This is a genomic window from Variovorax sp. MPBD4-3, from assembly GCF_058809745.1.
In genome coordinates this window covers 1-16,334 of sequence record NZ_JBXASW010000037.1, presented here as the reverse complement: position 1 = coordinate 16,334, position 16,334 = coordinate 1, and the positions used below count along the sequence as shown (strand labels likewise).

Below are 16,334 nucleotides of genomic sequence, written 5' to 3'. Positions count from 1 at the left end.
CTCAACCCACTGCCAGGCGGCTTCCGCCGCCGGATTGCGTCTTGCGGATGCCGTCCGGGCCGTAGAAGAGCTGTGCGCTGGCCTGCAGGAAATGCAGCGCCTGCTGGGTGAAATCGAGATGCGCGTAGACCATCGAGCCGTTGCGCAGGTTGTGGCTGCGCGCCTGCACCGCCAGCACCAGCAGCTCGGCCCAGGCCTGTTGCAGCTCGGGGCCGCCGCCCGCCGCAGCGGCGTCCGCGCCCGCGCGGCCCGGCTCGTAGCCCATGGCCGCCTGCATGGCTTCGCGCTCGCGGTCGAGCTCGGCCATGCGGTCGAGCAGGCGGGTCTTCTCGATGGCGATGGCCGCGAGATCGGTGAAAACGCCGGCCGACATGGCCTTGGCCTCCCGGTCCAGCACGGCCAGGAATTCCCCGATGCAGGCCGCTTCCGTGCGCAGCCTGGCCAGCAGAGCCTGGGCGTCGTTCATTGACCGTCCTTCTTGCCGTCGAGCAGGTCGCGCACGCTGGCCAGCAGGCCGTCGGCGATGCGCTCCGGGCGCACCTGGTAGCGGCCCGCGCGGATGTCCTCGCGGATCGCCGCCACGCGGGCCGCGTCGAAATCGCTGCCATCCGTGGCCGCGGGCAGCGCATGGACGTGCGCGGAGGCCTGCCGCGCAGCTTCCTTGGCTTCCTTGGAGCGCTCGGGCGCGTCGGCGCCGGTCATCGGGGCCGCGCCCGTGGCGGGCGAGCGATGGAGGGGCGTGGCCGAAGGGGCGGGTTGATCGATTTTCAAGGTGATTCCTCAGGGGCTGACCGGTATATCGGCAGCCCTGGCAAGAACTTTAGGAATTGCGTGCACGAAGGTTGAAACGGGCGCCAGCGGCTACTGCGCGAGCTGGATCTGCCCCTCCTCGTCCGCCACGCCGCTGACCAGCCGGCCCTCCCGGGTCTTGGCCTGCACCACCGCGCCGACCCTCGCCCCGCTCAGGGCCTTGCCCTCGGTGCTGACCACGAATCCTTCGCCCTGGGCCACCAGCTTCACCGCCTGGCCCTGCTGGATGACCGTCACCCCGCGCACCGATTCCTTGCGCAGCGGCGCGCCCGGGCCGATGCGGTTGGCCGCCACCACCCCGACCAGTTCGGCCGCGCTGGTGATGACGGAGCGCGGCAGCCGCGTGAGGTCGCCGGTGCGCTCGGTGACATCGGCCGCGCCCAGCGGGCGGCCGGTCTCGATGGCGCGCGCGGCCACGAAATAGCTGCCTTCCACCGATACGTGCGCCTGCACGAAGCGCGTCCAGGGCCGCTCCGTCTGGCAGCGCACGCCGACCGATACCCGGCCCCACGGTGTGGCGCCCGGCGGCAGGAAGGCCTCGGGCGCCTCGCAGGGCGGCAGCGCCTCGGTGCCGCGGCCTTCCAGGCTGATCGTGACCTTGCCCGGCAGGCCGGCGGTCTGCACCTGCAGGTATTTCTGGATGGCCGTGCCGGCGGCATCGGCCGCGGGTGCCGAGGAAGCCCACGCTGGAGCCACGCACGCGGCCATCGCCAGCAGTGTCGGCAGCAAGGTGCGCAGCAGGCGGGTCCGGAGCTGTAGGAGGTTCATCGGCAGCGTGAGGAAAGGGCAAAAAAACAGGTGGCGCCGGAGTCGACGCAGACACGCCGACGCCGGGCAATTCTAGAAATCCGGTGCCGGATCGAAGGTGCGAGCAGCAGGCGAAAACCCCCTTTGTTCGGACGATTGCAAACGCGATGCATGCATAGACTCGCTTTCCATCTGTCGCTGCGCCTCGTGCATCGGCGACGCCACAACGGATGGAAAAAAGATGATCGACAAGCTGGATGCGGCGCTTCGCTTCAATCGCGAAGCCCTCAACCTCCGGGCCGAGCGCCAGGAGGTGCTCGCGGCCAATATCGCGCATGCCGACACGCCCAACTACAAGGCGCGCGACTTCGACTTCGGCAGCCGCCTGAGCGAAGCCGTCGAGCGCGGCCGCGCGTCGCAGTCGATGTCGCTGGCCACCACCTCGGCGCGCCATCTCGCGGGCCAGGCGCAGGCCATGCCCGACAAGGACCTGCTCTACCGCACGCCCAACCAGTCGAGCCTGGACGGCAACACCGTCGAGATGGACGTCGAGCGCATCGCCTTCGCAGACAACGCGCTGCGCTACGAGTCCAACCTCACCGTCATCAACGCCAAGATCAAGTCGCTGCTCTCCGCGGCGCAGCAGTAAGCCATGCCGTTCCCAAGCAGTTCCATGAACATCTTCAACGTGGCGGGCTCGGCCATGACCGCGCAATCGCAGCGCATGAACGTGACCGCGAGCAACCTGGCCAACGCCGAAAGCGTGGCCGGCCCCGACGGCATGCCCTACCGCGCCAAGCAGGTGGTGTTCGAGGTCGCGCCTTCGGGCCACCAGGACATCGGCGGCGTGAAGGTGTCGGGCGTGATCGAAGACCCGTCGCCGCCCAGGATGGTGTTCGACCCCAAGAGCCCGCATGCCAACGGCGAAGGCTACGTCGCGATGCCCAACGTCAACGTGGTCGAGGAGATGACCAACATGATCTCGGCCTCGCGCAGCTACCAGGCCAACGTCGAAGTGCTCAACACGGCCAAGACGCTGATGGTCAAGACGCTGACCATCGGCCAGTAAACCCCCTCATACCCAACACGCCATGGCCATCTCCGACACATCTTCCATCTCCGGTCAGAATGCATCGACCGCGACCGGCAACACCGTCTCCAGCCAGGACAACGAGCAGCGCTTCCTGAAGCTGCTGGTCACGCAGCTCAACAACCAGGACCCGCTCAACCCGATGCAGAACGCCGAGCTCACCTCGCAGCTCGCGCAGATGAGCACCGTGACCGGCATCGAGAAGCTCAACACCACGCTCTCGGGCCTGGTGAACCAGACCGGCGCCAACCAGCTGCTGCAGGCGACCTCCCTCATCGGCTACAACGTGCTGTCGCCGGGAGACGTGCTCACCACCAAGAAGCCCGAGGAGGGCAAGGACCCCGCCACGCAGGCCTTCGGCGTGCAGCTGCCGGGCACCGCCGCGGACGTCACGATCAAGATCCTCGACGACAAGGGCAACGTGGTTCGCACCCTCGACGCCGGCCCCATGAAGGAAGGCGTCAACGCCGTCACCTGGGACGGCAAGGACGAGGCCGGCAACGCGGTCGCCGAAGGCGCCTACCGCTTCACCGTCGATGCCAAGAACGGCACCTCCGCCGTGACCTCCACCGCGCTGACCTTCTCGCAGGTGGCGGCCGTCAAGCAGGGCGCCGGCGGCGTCACGCTCGAACTGGGCTCGGGCGCCAGCATCGGCCTGTCCGACGTGCGCCTGTTCCTGTGAGGCGTGTGCCTCCTCTCTCATCCATCGCAGCACTGAACGCATTGAAGTAAGGAACCATCATGAGCTTTTCCCAGGGCATCAGCGGTCTCGGCGTGGCCGCGGCCAACCTCGACGTCATCGGCAACAACATCGCCAACTCGGGCACCGTGGGCTACAAATCCGCAGCCGCCACCTTCCAGGACGTGTATGCCGGCTCGCGCGTCGGCCTCGGTGCCTCGGTGTCGGGCGTGGTGCAGAACTTCACGCAGGGCGTGACGCAGTCGAGCAGCCGTCCGCTGGACGTGGCCATCCTGAACGGCGACGGCTTCTTCCGCCTGAGCAGCGCCACCGGCGAGGTCGCGTATTCGCGCAACGGCCAGTTCACGCGCGACAAGGACGGCTACATCGTCAATGCATCCGGCCTGCGCCTGACGGGCTACGGCGTGAACGCCAGCGGCGGCATCAACGGCGGCACGCCGTCGGCCATCCAGATCCCGACCGCGTCGATGACGCCCAGCGCCACCGGCAACGTCAATGCCGAGTTCAACCTCGACGCGCGCCTCGGCGTACCCGCCAAGACGCCGTTCAACCCGGCCGACTCCGGCACCTTCAACTACTCGAACGCCCTCGGCCCGGTGTACGACTCGCTCGGCAATCCGCATGACCTGTCCGTGTACTTCGTGAAGAGCGCCACGCCGGCCAACACCTGGAACGTGTACGGCACCGCCGACGGCGCGCCGCTGAACGCGGGCGCCGCGCTCACCACGCTCACGTTCGACAGCAAGGGCGTGATGACCGCGCCGGCCGGCGGCAAGCTGAGCACCGGCGCCATCACCTTCACCAACGGCGCGGCCCCGCTGACCGCGTCGATCGACCTGTCGGGCACCACCCAGTTCGGCGCCGCCAACGGCATGAGCAAGCTGAGCCAGGACGGCTACCGTTCGGGCGAACTGACTTCGTTCTCCATCAACCCCGACGGCACCATCACCGGCAAGTTCTCCAACGAGCAGACCAAGCTGCTGGGCCAGGTCGTGCTGTCGTCCTTCGCCAACCCGAACGGCCTGGAGCCCAAGGGCAACAACGTGTGGGGCGAGACGCTGGCTTCGGGCAACGCGCTCACCGGCACGCCCGGCGAGGGCACCAAGCTCGGCTCGCTGAAGTCGGGCGCGCTGGAGTCGTCCAACGTCGACCTGACCTCCGAACTCGTCAACCTCATCGTCGCGCAGCGCAACTACCAGGCCAACGCGCAGACCGTGAAGACGCAGGACCAGGTCATGCAGACGCTGATGAACATCCGCTGACGCGGCACCACCACCACTACCGAACGACCGGCACCAGGAGCACCCAGTGGATCGAATGTTGTATGTCGCGATGAGCGGCGCCAAGCAGGCCATGGATCAGCAGGCCACCGTGGCCAACAACATGGCGAACGTCTCTACGCCGGGCTTCCGCGCGCAGATCGCCAACTTCCGCGCGGTGCCCGTGGTCGGCCAGGAGGCGCCCACGCGGGCCTTCGTGGCCGCGACCACGCCCGGTGCGGACTTCACGCACGGCCCGCTCACCGAGACCGGCCGCGCGCTCGACGTGGCCGTCAGCGGCCAGGGCTGGCTGGTGGTGCAGACGCCCGACGGCGGCGAGGCCTACACCCGCGTGGGCAACCTGCAGATCGGCGCCGACGGCCAGATCACCACCATGGGCGGACGCGCCGTGATGGGCGACAACGGCGCCATGACCGTGCCGCCCGGCTCGGCCGTGGCCATCGCGCCCAACGGCCTGGTCGGCGCGCGCGACCCCGCCTCGGGCACGCTCACCGGCATTGCCGAGGTGGGCCGCCTGAAGCTGGTCAACCCGCCCACCACCGACCTCGTGCGCGGCGACGACGGGCTCTTCCGCATGCGCGAAGGCCTGCCGCCGGCCCAGGCCGACGAGGCCGTCACGGTCGTCACCGGCGCGGTCGAGGGCAGCAACGTGAACCCGGTCGAGGCCATGGTCGCCATGCTGGCCAATGCACGCAGCTTCGAGATGCAGATGAAGTCGCTGCAGACCGCCGACACCAACGCGCAGGCGGCCAACAAGCTGCTGGCCTACGGCTGATCGGCCGCAAGCGCCGCATCCCGGCCATCACGCGCCCCGCACGCAACACACGCAGGATTTTCAAGAAATGATTCGTTCCCTCTACATCGCCAAGACCGGCCTCGATGCGCAGCAGACGCAGCTCGACGTCGTGTCGAACAACCTGGCCAACGTCGGCACCACCGGCTTCAAGCGCAGCCGCGCCGTGTTCGAAGACCTGGTCTACCAGAACCTGCGCCAGAGCGGCGCCCAGTCGTCCGACCAGACCCGCCTGCCTTCGGGCCTGCAGGTCGGCACCGGCGTGCACGTGGTCGCCACCGAGCGCATCCACTCGCAGGGCAACCTCACCAAGACCGACAAGCCGACCGACGTGGCCATCAGCGGCGGCGGCTTCTTCCAGGTGCTGATGCCCGACGGCACCACCTCGTACACGCGCGACGGCTCGTTCCAGAAAGACCGCGACGGCCAGCTCGTGACCGCCAGCGGCTTCCCGGTGCAGCCCGCCATCACCATCCCGGCCAACGCCACCAGCATCACGGTGGGCCGCGACGGCATCGTGTCGGTGGTGCAGGCAGGGAGCACGAACACCGTGCAGATCGGCCAGCTGCAGCTCGCGACCTTCGTCAACCCGACGGGCCTGGAAAGCCGTGGCGAGAACCTGTATGCCGAAACCGACGCCTCGGGCGCGCCCAACCAGGTGAACCCCGGCGTCGACGGCGCGGGCACGCTGAGCCAGGGCTACGTGGAGGCTTCGAACGTGAACGTGGTGGAAGAGCTGGTCAACATGATCGCCACCCAGCGTTCGTACGAAATCAACAGCAAGGCGGTCCAGACTTCGGACCAGATGCTGCAGCGCCTGGCCCAGCTGTGATGCAGGGTGCGCGTCTTCTTCGTCGGGGCGGCGCCGCCAGGGTGCTGCCGGCGATGCTCGTCGCCGCGCTGGCCGCGGGCTGCGCGCAATTGCCGCGCGAGCCGCTGGTGCACCAGCCGATGACGGCGCGCGCCGAGAGCTATGCGCAGCTGCAGCCGCGGCGCTCGCCCGGCGCGATCTTCCAGGACGGTCCGGGCGCCAACGCGCTGTTCGAGGACCGGCGCCCGCGCAACATCGGCGACATCCTGACCATCGTGATCAACGAGAAGGTCAATGCCACCAAGAACTCGGGCGCGAACGCCAGCCGCGCGGGCAGCACCACGAGCGTGTTCGCGGCGATTCCGAAACTCATCGGCGGCCTGCTCGACGGGCAGGACACCAAGCTCAGCGGCACCAACTCGCTCACCGCCAAGGGCGGCGCCAATGCCAACAACACCTTCAGCGGCGTGATCACGGTCACGGTGGTGGACGTGATGGGCAACGGCAACCTGCTGGTGAGCGGCGAGAAGCAGATGGGCATCAACCAGGGCACGGAGTTCATCCGCTTCTCCGGCGTGGTGAACCCGCGCACCGTGTCGGGCAACAACACCGTGCCTTCGACGCTGGTGGCCGACGCACGCATCGAGTACTCGGCCAAGGGCTACATCGACGAGGCCCAGACCATGGGTTGGATGCAGCGCATCTTCCTCAACGTCATGCCATTTTGACTATGAAAAACCCCCAGGCTTCGCGCACTTCGTGTCGCTTCTCCTTCCCCCTTGCAGGGGGCGATGCCTGCGGCCCGGCAAAGCCGGTTCCGCGGCATCTCACGAACTTTCTGGCTCGCTTGCGCATCGCCTCGGCGGTGGTGGTGGCGCTGGGTGTCTTCGGGTTTGCGCCCGCGCATGCGGAGCGCCTCAAGGAGCTGGCGAGCATCCAGGGGGTGCGGGACAACCCGTTGATCGGCTATGGGCTCATGGTGGGCCTGGACGGTACGGGCGACCAGACGATGCAGACGCCGTTCACGACGCAGAGCCTGAACAACATGCTGCAGCAGCTGGGCATCACGATTCCGCAGGGCGTGAACATGCAGCTGAAGAACGTGGCGGCGGTCATGGTGACGGCCACGCTGCCTTCGTTCGCGCGGCCGGGGCAGAACATCGACGTGACGGTGTCGTCCATGGGCAATGCGAAGAGCCTGCGCGGCGGCACGCTGCTGATGACGCCGCTGAAGGGCGTCGACGGCGCGACCTATGCGGTGGCGCAGGGCAACATGGTGGTCGGCGGCGCGGGCGCGTCGGCCAATGGCAGCAAGGTGCAGGTCAACCAGCTGAGCTCGGGCCGCATTCCGGGCGGGGCGCTGGTCGAACGCACGGTCGAGGCGCCGGTGGGGGGCGAGGGCACCTTCACGCTCGAACTCAACCGCTCCGACTTCGGCACCACGCAGCGCGCGGTCGATGCCATCAACCGGCAGTTCGGCGCGGGCTCGGCCGAGGCGATCGATGCGCGCGTGATCCGCGTGCGGGCGCCCGAGCCGCAGCAACGCGTGGGTTTCCTCGCGAAGCTCGAAGACCTGGAAGTGACGCCGACGCAGGCCGGCGCGCGCGTGGTGGTCAATGCGCGCACCGGCTCGGTGGTCATGAACCAGGCGGTGAGGGTGAAGGACTGCGCCATCGCGCACGGCAACCTGTCGGTGGTCATCAACACCGAGCCCGTCATCAGCCAGCCGGGTGCGCTCTCGGGCGGCACCACGGTGGCGGCGCAGACCTCGCAGATTTCAGTGAACCAGGGCGGCGGCGCCATGCAGATGGTGCGCGGCGGTGCCTCGCTGTCGGACGTGGTCAAGGGGCTCAATGCCCTGGGCGCGAATCCGCAGGACCTGGTGTCGATCCTGCAGGCCATGAAATCGGCCGGCGCGCTGAGCGCCGAGCTGGAAATCATCTGAGGTCGCACGCATGACCGTCTCGAACATGAGCGCCGGCGCGGGCGCATGGAACACCTCCGATGTGGCCAGCCGCGCCGGCGCGCTCGACCAGCGCTTTGCGCTGGACGTGCAGGGCGTCGATGCGCTGCGCCGCACCGTGCGCGCGTCGCCGGAAGAAGGGCTGCAGCAGGTCTCGCGCCAGTTCGAGGCCATGTTCATGAACATGGTGCTCAAGAGCATGCGCGAAGCCACGCCTTCCAGCGGCATGCTCGACAGCCAGAGCCAGAAGGTCTACCAGTCGATGTTCGACCAGCAGCTCGCGCAGAACCTCTCGGGGCGCGGCGTGGGGCTGGCCGAGGCCATGCTCGAGCAACTGCGCCGCACCTTGCCTTCGGGTCCGCCCGATGCGGAGGCCGACGCCGAGATCGGCATCCGGCCGATGCTGCTCGAGCCGCGTGCCAGCGGCCTGCCGTTGTCTCCGCGCGCGGGCATTCCCATCGGCTCCGCACCCACCGGGCGTGTCTCCACGGCGGCCGACCTGGGCGTGTACCAGTACAGCGGCGAGCGCCGTGCGCCGGCAGCGAATGCTTCGCTGCAGGGCCAGGTCGACGAGTTCGTGGGCCGCATGGGCGCTTCCGCGCAGGTGGCCAGCACGGCCAGCGGCGTGCCCGCGCCGCTGATCCTGGCGCAGGCCGCGCTGGAGTCGGGCTGGGGCAAGCGCGAGATCCGCGCGGACGACGGCACGCAGAGCTTCAACCTCTTCGGCATCAAGGCCGACCGCAGCTGGAAGGGCCCGACGGTCGAGACCACCACCACCGAATACGTCGACGGCGAGCCGCAGAAGGTGCGCGCCAAGTTCCGCGCCTACGCCTCGTACGACGAAGCCTTCACCGACTACGCGCGCTTCATCACGCGCAACCCGCGCTACGCGAACGTGCTGGCCACCGACGACCCGCACGAAGCGGCGCACGGCCTGCAGCGCGCGGGCTACGCCACCGATCCGAAGTACGGCGAGAAGCTGGTTCGCATCATGCAGAAATTCGGCTGAGCCCCACGCGGCGCAGCCTTGCCCGGTAACGGCCGCCGCAGGCGCGGCACGCCTTTCCCCAACACTGGAATACACAGGAATTCCCATGGCAGAGATCGCAAGCATCCAGCAACGGCAACAGCAGCAGCCCGGCGCTTCCACAGGCGCGGGCCGCCTGGAGGTGGTGACGTTCAAGCTGGGCGAAGAGGAATACGGGATCGACATCCAGAAGGTGCAGGAGCTGCGCGGCTACGACGCGGTGACGCGGATCGCGAACGCGCCGGAGTACATCAAGGGGGTGGTGAACCTGCGCGGGATCATCGTCCCGATCATCGACATGCGCATCAAGTTCAAGCTGGGCGACCCGACGTACGACCAGTTCACGGTGGTGATCGTGCTGAACATCGGCGGTCGCGTGGTGGGGATGGTGGTGGACAGCGTGTCGGACGTGATCACGCTGTCGGCCGAGCAGATCAAGCCGGCGCCGGAGATGGGTTCGGTGCTGGACGCGGACTACCTGATCGGGCTGGGCACGCTGGAAGAGCGGATGCTGATCCTGGTGGACATCGACCGGCTCATGTCGAGCCAGGAAATGGGCCTCATCGAGAAGATGGCGGCCTGAGCTTTCTCCGGGCACCGCATAAAGAAGACACCAGAGGGTCCGACAGGAGACAAGCCACATGAAGAATTGGAATACGAGCCGGCGCCTGGGCGCCGGATTCGCGGTCGTGCTCGCGCTGGTGGTGCTGATCGCCGGCCTGGGCGTGCTTCGTCTGCAGGCCGTGGGCGAGGCCACGAAGGAACTGGCCCGGCAGTCGCTGGTGAAGGAGCGCCTGGCCTCGGCCTGGCACCTGGGCACCACCTCCAACGGCGTGCGCACCATCTCGCTGCTCAAGAGCACCGACGCCACGGTGCAGGACTACCTGAAAAAAGGCATTGCCGTCACCAGCGCCGGAATTTCCGAGACACAGAAGAAGCTCGAGGACATGCTGGTGTCCCCCGTGGAGCTGGCGCTGAGCGCCGACATCAAGAAAAAGCGCGGCGACTACGTCGAGCTGCGCAACAAGCTGCTCAAGCTGAAGGCCGACGGCCAGCCGGAAGAGGCCGCGAAGCTCACCGACACGCAACTGCTGCCCGTGCTCGAGACCTACGATGCCAGCATCCGCGCGATGGCCGCGCTGCAGCAGCAGCAGATCGACAGCACGGCCAGCGACATCGAAGCCCGGTACCAGTCGGGCCGCGTCTACCTCGTCGTGCTGGCGGCGCTTGCCCTGGCGCTGGGTTCGGTCATTGCATGGCTGCTGACGCGCGGGATCGTGCAGCCGATCGGCGAGGCGCTGCTCATTGCCGAGACCGTGGCGTCCGGCGACCTGAGCCAGGAATTCGAGACCGATCGCGGCGGCGACTTCGGCCGGCTGCTGCGCGGCATGGGCGACATGGAAGACACGCTGACCGACCTGGTGACGCGCATCAAGGCGTCGACCGACGCGATTGCGGTGGCGTCCCGGCAGATCGCGGCGGGCAACGAAGACCTGTCGTCGCGCACCGAACAGCAGGCCAGTTCGCTGGAGCAGACGGCTGCCTCGATGGAAGAGCTTACCTCCACGGTGAAGCAGAACGCGGACAACGCGCGCCAGGCGAACCAGCTGGCCGTGTCGGCCTCGGAAGTTGCCGTAAAGGGCGGCAGCGTCGTCTCTCAAGTGGTCGACACCATGGGCTCGATCAATGCGTCGTCCAAGAAGATCGTCGACATCATCGGCGTGATCGACGGCATCGCGTTCCAGACCAACATCCTCGCCTTGAACGCGGCGGTGGAAGCCGCACGCGCCGGCGAGCAGGGCAAGGGCTTTGCCGTGGTGGCTTCCGAAGTGCGCAACCTCGCGCAGCGCTCGGCATCGGCGGCCAAGGAAATCAAGACCCTCATCGGCAACTCCGTGGAGAAAGTCGAGGAAGGCAGCAAGCAAGTCAGCGAAGCCGGCCGCACGATGGAAGAGATCGTCGGCAGCGTGCGCCGCGTGACCGACATCATGGGCGAGATCACGGCAGCGAGCCAGGAGCAGACCTCCGGCATCGAGCAGATCAACCAGGCCATCACGCAGATGGACCAGGTCACGCAGCAGAACGCCGCGCTGGTCGAGCAGGCCTCGGCCGCCGCCCAGTCGCTGCAGGAACAGGCCGACAACCTCGTCAGGGCTGTGAGCACCTTCAAGATCGACGCCGACGAGGCCGTTGCCGTGGCGGTCTGACGAGGTGTTGTCCCACGCCCGCCTTTCTCCGAAGTTCGCCCTGCGCCTGGGCGCCGGCATTGCCGTGTTCTTCCTGCTGCTTGCGGCGGCGCTCGGCGTCGGTTTCCAGGCTGGCGCCGGCCTGGCGTGGGCCCGCAGCGCGATGCTGGCGATGGGCGCCGCATCGCTGCTTGCCGGAATTGTCATTGCGTGGTTCATCGCGCGCTCCTTCCACCGTTCCAGCCACAACGCGCTGAAGACCGCTGAAAGGCTGGACCGGGTTCTTCAAAACGTCAACGCAAGAGATTCCTGAAACACCCATGCGCTCATTTCTCAATCTACGGATCGGCACCCGCCTGGGTGCCGGCTTTGCCGCCGTTCTTCTGATGCTGGCCGGGGCCATCGGCCTCGGGCTACAGGCCATGGGCGACGTGCAGTCGCGGCTCGAAGGCATCGTCGAGGGCAACAACGTCAGGATGGCCGCGGTCAACACGATGTCGGACGCCGTTCGCGAGATCGCCATCCTCGACGGCAACCTGATCCTGCTGACCGAAGAAGCCGCCATGCGCGAGGAGTCGAAGAAGATCGCCAGCGCCCGCGAACGCTACACGGAAGCCCACAACACCTTGGAGAAGACGCTGACCGGGCCGGAAGGCAAGGCCCTGCTGGCCAGGGCCGACGAGAAGGCTGCGCTGCTCCTGCCGCTGAATTCCCAGCTGTCCGAGCTGGCGCTGCAGAACAAGAACGAGGAAGCGACGCAGGTCTTCATCACGAAGTTCCAGCCGGCCGTGCGGGGCGTGCTGGCCGAGCTCGATGCCATGGACGCCAGCGAAAACAGGCAGGCCCGGGCCGCCAACCGGGAAGCCGCCGAAGGCTATGCCTGGTCGCGCAACCTGATGCTCGCGCTGGGCGGCTTCGCCATACTGTTCGGCGCGGCCATCGCGTGGTTCACCACGCGATCGATCACGCGTCCGATCGGCGAGGCCGTTCAGGTGGCCGAGAAGGTGGCCGCGGGCGACATCACGTCGCGCATCGAAGTGCACTCGAAGGACGAGACCGGCCGGCTGATGGCCGCGCTGAAGGCGATGAACGAGAGCCTGGTTCGCATCGTGCGCGACGTGCGCATGGGAACGGACACGATCGCCACGGCGTCCAGCCAGATCGCTTCGGGCAACCAGGACCTGTCGTCGCGCACGGAGCAGCAGGCCAGCTCGCTGGAGCAGACCGCTGCCTCGATGGAACAGCTCACGAGCACGGTGAAGCAGAACGCGGACAACGCACGGCAAGCCAACCAGTTGGCCGTGTCAGCTTCCGAAGTGGCGGTGAAGGGCGGAAGCGTCGTGTCGCAGGTGGTCGGAACGATGGGCTCGATCGACGCGTCTTCCAAGAAGATCGTCGACATCATCGGCGTGATCGACGGCATCGCGTTCCAGACCAACATCCTGGCGCTGAATGCGGCTGTGGAAGCCGCCCGGGCCGGCGAGCAGGGTCGCGGTTTCGCGGTCGTCGCTTCCGAAGTCCGCAGCCTCGCGCAGCGCTCTGCAGCGGCAGCCAAGGAAATAAAGACCCTGATCGGCGACTCGGTGGAGAAAGTCGAAGAGGGCAGCAAGCAGGTGGAAGAAGCCGGCCGCACGATGGACGAGATCGTCGGCAGCGTGAAGCGCGTGACGGACATCATGGGCGAGATCACCGCAGCGAGCCAGGAGCAGACCTCGGGCATCGAGCAGATCAACCAGGCCATCACGCAGATGGACCAGGTGACGCAGCAGAACGCCGCGCTGGTCGAAGAAGCCTCGGCCGCCGCCCAGTCGCTGCAGGAGCAGGCAGGCAGCCTGTCGCAAGTCGTCGGCGTGTTCCAGCTCGGCCGCAATCAACTGGCCCTGGCCTGAAAGCGAGGCTCGGATCATGCGTGTCAATCTGCCGGTCACCGGCATCGAATACGAACTCCCGAAGGACGCCGCCCTGGTGTCCCGCACCGACCTCAAGGGTCGCATCACGTACGTCAACCCGGCCTTCGTCGAGGCCAGCGGCTTTGCCGTGGACGAGCTCATGGGCAAGGCGCACAACATCGTCCGCCATCCCGACGTGCCGCCCGAAGCCTTTGCCGACCTGTGGCAGACGCTGGGGCAGGGCCTGCCCTGGACCGGCCTCATCAAGAACCGGCGCAGCAACGGCGACTTCTACTGGGTGCTCGCCAATGTCACGCCGATCCGGCGCGATGGCCGCGTACAGGGCTACATGTCGGTGCGCAGCCGGCCCGACCGCGCCGACGTGGCCGAGGCCGATGCGCTCTACCGCCGCCTGCGCGAAGGCGGCGCCAAGGGCATCACGCTGCACCAGGGGCAGGTGGTCCAGCGCGGCTGGATGAACCCGCTGGCGCAGCTGCGGCGCATACCGGTGCGCCAGCGCGTGTTCGGCGTGACCACGGTGGCCGCGCTGCTGTCGCTCGGTTCGGGCATCGCGGGCTGGATGGAAGCGGGCCGGCTGGTCGCTTCCGCCGGTGCGCACAGCTGGCTGCCCGGTGCCGTGGCGGCCGGCGGCGTGGCCTTTGCGCTCGCATGGCTGGGGCTCGGGCAGTTCCTGGGCCGTACCGTTTTCCGTCCGCTCGACGAGGCCCTGCATGTGGCGCGGGCCATTGCCGGCGGCGATCTTGCCAAGTTCGAGATCCGTCGCGGCGACGAGATCACGGGGCTGCTGCGCGCGCTGAACCAGATGAGCGCGAACCTGTTCGCGATCGTTGCGGACGTCGGCACCAACGTGGCGGGCGTGATGTCGGCCTCGAGCCAGATCGCCTCGGGCAACCAGGACCTGTCGTCGCGCACCGAGCAGCAGGCCAGCTCGCTGGAGCAGACGGCGGCCTCGATGGAAGAGCTCACGAGCACGGTGAAGCAGAACGCGGACAACGCGCGCCAGGCGAACCAGCTGGCCGTATCGGCGTCGGAAGTGGCGGTGAAGGGCGGCAGCGTGGTGTCGCAGGTGGTCGACACCATGGGATCGATCAATGCGTCGTCCCGCAAGATCGTGGACATCATCGGCGTGATCGACGGCATCGCCTTCCAGACCAACATCCTGGCGCTGAATGCCGCGGTGGAAGCCGCACGCGCCGGCGAGCAGGGCAAGGGCTTTGCGGTGGTGGCAGCCGAGGTGCGCAGCCTCGCGCAGCGCTCTGCGGCAGCAGCCAAGGAAATCAAGACGCTGATCGGCGATTCCGTCGAGAAGGTCGAAGCCGGCAGCAAGCAGGTCGCGGAAGCGGGCCGCACGATGGAGGAGATCGTGGGCAGCGTGCGCCGCGTGACCGACATCATGGGCGAGATCACCACCGCGAGCCAGGAGCAGACCTCCGGCATCGAGCAGATCAACCAGGCCATCGCGCAGATGGACCAGGTCACGCAACAGAACGCCGCACTGGTCGAGGAGGCTTCGGCCACGGCGCAGTCGCTGCAGGAGCAGGCCGACGGCCTGGTCAGGGCCGTGCGCGTGTTCAGGGCCGAAGTGGCCGAGACCCATTAATTTCAAACCGGAGAGAACAGATGCTGACCAAGGCAAAAGACCCCTTGCAACAAGCCGCCTCGGCGCCGTCGCCTTCCACGGGCAGCAGCCGCCTGGAGGTGGTGACGTTCAAGCTGGGCGAAGAGGAATACGGGATCGACATCCAGAAGGTGCAGGAGCTGCGCGGCTACGACGCGGTGACGCGGATCGCGAACGCGCCGGATTACATCAAGGGGGTGGTGAACCTGCGCGGGATCATCGTCCCGATCATCGACATGCGCATCAAGTTCAAGCTGGGGGATCCGACGTACGACCAGTTCACGGTGGTGATCGTGCTGAACATCGGCGGTCGCGTGGTGGGGATGGTGGTGGACAGCGTGTCGGACGTGATCACGCTGTCGGCCGAGCAGATCAAGCCGGCGCCGGAGATGGGTTCGGTGCTGGACGCGGACTACCTGATCGGGCTGGGCACGCTGGAAGAGCGGATGCTGATCCTGGTGGACATCGACCGGCTCATGTCGAGCCAGGAAATGGGCCTCATCGAAGCCGCGGCCACCGCCTGATTTCTTGGCGCCCCGCCTTCTCCATCCAACGCCCGCACCATGAACTTCTTCTCGAACCTGCGCATCGGCACGCGGCTTGCCGCGGCCTTTGCCGTCGTCCTCGGACTGGTGGTGCTTTCCACCGCCTTCGCGCTTTTCTCCGCGCGCAGCAACGCGGAAGCCACGCGGGTGATGATGGAAAGCCCGCTGGCGAAGGAGCGGCTGATTGCCGACTGGTATGTGCTGACCTACTCGGCCATCGCACGCACGTCGATGATCGCGCGCACCACCGACGAGAGCTTGCCCGTCGTCTTCGCCGACGTCATCTCCGACAGCGTGAAGAAGGGGTCGCAGACCATCGCCAAGGTCGAGAAGCTGCTGGTGACGGACGAGGAGAAGGCCACCTTCAAGTCGATCATCGAGCTGCGCGCCAAGTACCAGGCGGCCAAGGAGGAAGTGGGCAAGGCCAAGGCGGGCGGCGACACGGTGGAAACCGCGCGCGTCTTCAAGGAGAGCTTCCAGCCCGCAGCCAAGGCCTATGAAAACCGGGTGCTCGAGCTGTTGGCGATCGAGCGCAAGGCCATCGACGACATGAGCGCCAGGATCGACGCGGCGAATACGCGCAGCTTCAACCTGCGGCTGTTCCTGACGCTGGCGACCGTGGTGATCGGCGCGATCCTCGCGTTCCTTATCTCGCGCAGCATCGTGCGGCCGCTGGCGCGCGCCGTCGAGGTGGCTGAAACCGTGGCGGCCGGCGACCTGAGCGTCGAAATCCGCGTGGAAAGCCGCGACGAGACGGGCCAGCTGATGCAGGCGCTCAAGAACATGAACGAGAGCCTGGCGAAGGTGGTGGGCGAAGTGCGTACCGGCACGGAGACGATCGCGACGGCTTCGGG

General features: G+C 67.4%; 19 protein-coding genes. 16 read left to right on the top strand and 3 right to left on the bottom strand.

All coding sequences use genetic code 11. The features are described from left to right. Position 1: 1 nt before the first annotated feature. The 3 genes from AC1RVW_RS20090 to flgA form a co-directional block, all read right to left on the bottom strand. Complete coding sequence (locus AC1RVW_RS20090; protein WP_493202041.1) at positions 2-466, bottom strand: flagella synthesis protein FlgN; 465 nt, start codon at positions 464-466, stop codon at positions 2-4. Then, positions 463-771 carry a flagellar biosynthesis anti-sigma factor FlgM gene (gene flgM, locus AC1RVW_RS20085; protein WP_493202039.1) on the bottom strand — a complete coding sequence of 103 codons (309 nt, stop codon included), beginning with the start codon at positions 769-771 and terminating at the stop codon, positions 463-465. Before flgM ends, AC1RVW_RS20090 begins: the two co-directional genes overlap by 4 nt. Positions 772-861: 90 nt before the next feature. After that, on the bottom strand, positions 862-1,578 hold the full coding sequence (gene flgA / locus AC1RVW_RS20080; RefSeq protein WP_493202038.1) for a flagellar basal body P-ring formation chaperone FlgA: 717 nt from the start codon (positions 1,576-1,578) through the stop codon (positions 862-864). Between the two features lie 220 nt (positions 1,579-1,798). On the opposite strand from flgA, the gene flgB reads away from it, so the two are divergent. The 16 genes from flgB to AC1RVW_RS20000 all read left to right on the top strand — a co-directional run. Continuing rightward, a complete protein-coding gene (flgB, locus tag AC1RVW_RS20075) occupies positions 1,799-2,206 on the top strand; it encodes a flagellar basal body rod protein FlgB (RefSeq protein ID WP_081266019.1) in 408 nt (135 codons plus the stop codon). 3 nt (positions 2,207-2,209) lie between these two features. After that, the gene (flgC, locus tag AC1RVW_RS20070) at positions 2,210-2,626 is read left to right on the top strand and encodes a flagellar basal body rod protein FlgC (protein WP_493202036.1); all 417 of its coding nucleotides are present in this window, start codon (positions 2,210-2,212) and stop codon (positions 2,624-2,626) included. A 22-nt stretch (positions 2,627-2,648) separates the two neighbouring features. After that, a complete protein-coding gene (locus AC1RVW_RS20065) occupies positions 2,649-3,329 on the top strand; it encodes a flagellar hook assembly protein FlgD (RefSeq protein ID WP_081265903.1) in 681 nt (226 codons plus the stop codon). A gap of 59 nt (positions 3,330-3,388) precedes the next feature. Beyond that, a complete protein-coding gene (gene flgE / locus AC1RVW_RS20060; protein WP_081265902.1) occupies positions 3,389-4,609 on the top strand; it encodes a flagellar hook protein FlgE in 1,221 nt (406 codons plus the stop codon). A 46-nt stretch (positions 4,610-4,655) separates the two neighbouring features. Next, entirely contained in the window at positions 4,656-5,402 is a 747-nt protein-coding gene (locus tag AC1RVW_RS20055) for a flagellar basal body rod protein FlgF (RefSeq protein ID WP_081265901.1), read from the top strand. A 67-nt stretch (positions 5,403-5,469) separates the two neighbouring features. Further along, positions 5,470-6,252, top strand: coding sequence for a flagellar basal-body rod protein FlgG (gene flgG / locus AC1RVW_RS20050; RefSeq protein WP_081265900.1), 783 nt, complete (start codon positions 5,470-5,472; stop codon positions 6,250-6,252). Beyond that, positions 6,252-6,959, top strand: a complete 708-nt coding sequence (locus AC1RVW_RS20045; protein WP_081265899.1) for a flagellar basal body L-ring protein FlgH — start codon at positions 6,252-6,254, stop codon at positions 6,957-6,959. Before flgG ends, AC1RVW_RS20045 begins: the two co-directional genes overlap by 1 nt. Positions 6,960-7,078: 119 nt before the next feature. Further along, the gene (locus AC1RVW_RS20040; protein ID WP_493202032.1) at positions 7,079-8,176 is read left to right on the top strand and encodes a flagellar basal body P-ring protein FlgI; all 1,098 of its coding nucleotides are present in this window, start codon (positions 7,079-7,081) and stop codon (positions 8,174-8,176) included. A gap of 10 nt (positions 8,177-8,186) precedes the next feature. Continuing rightward, complete coding sequence (gene flgJ, locus AC1RVW_RS20035; RefSeq protein WP_285412771.1) at positions 8,187-9,203, top strand: flagellar assembly peptidoglycan hydrolase FlgJ; 1,017 nt, start codon at positions 8,187-8,189, stop codon at positions 9,201-9,203. A gap of 85 nt (positions 9,204-9,288) precedes the next feature. Further along, complete coding sequence (locus tag AC1RVW_RS20030) at positions 9,289-9,804, top strand: chemotaxis protein CheW (RefSeq protein WP_234382378.1); 516 nt, start codon at positions 9,289-9,291, stop codon at positions 9,802-9,804. 58 nt (positions 9,805-9,862) lie between these two features. After that, positions 9,863-11,428: a methyl-accepting chemotaxis protein gene (locus AC1RVW_RS20025; protein WP_493202030.1), complete on the top strand. Its 1,566-nt coding sequence runs from the start codon at positions 9,863-9,865 to the stop codon at positions 11,426-11,428. Positions 11,429-11,435: 7 nt separating this feature from the next. Beyond that, positions 11,436-11,720, top strand: coding sequence for a hypothetical protein (locus tag AC1RVW_RS20020; protein ID WP_081265897.1), 285 nt, complete (start codon positions 11,436-11,438; stop codon positions 11,718-11,720). 7 nt (positions 11,721-11,727) lie between these two features. Next, entirely contained in the window at positions 11,728-13,296 is a 1,569-nt protein-coding gene (locus AC1RVW_RS20015; protein WP_493202028.1) for a methyl-accepting chemotaxis protein, read from the top strand. Between the two features lie 16 nt (positions 13,297-13,312). After that, a complete protein-coding gene (locus AC1RVW_RS20010) occupies positions 13,313-14,917 on the top strand; it encodes a methyl-accepting chemotaxis protein (RefSeq protein ID WP_493202026.1) in 1,605 nt (534 codons plus the stop codon). Positions 14,918-14,937: 20 nt separating this feature from the next. Beyond that, a complete protein-coding gene (locus tag AC1RVW_RS20005) occupies positions 14,938-15,459 on the top strand; it encodes a chemotaxis protein CheW (protein ID WP_493202024.1) in 522 nt (173 codons plus the stop codon). Between the two features lie 39 nt (positions 15,460-15,498). Further along, the coding region (locus tag AC1RVW_RS20000) for an MCP four helix bundle domain-containing protein (protein WP_493202022.1) at positions 15,499-16,334 on the top strand (836 nt) is incomplete at its 3' end.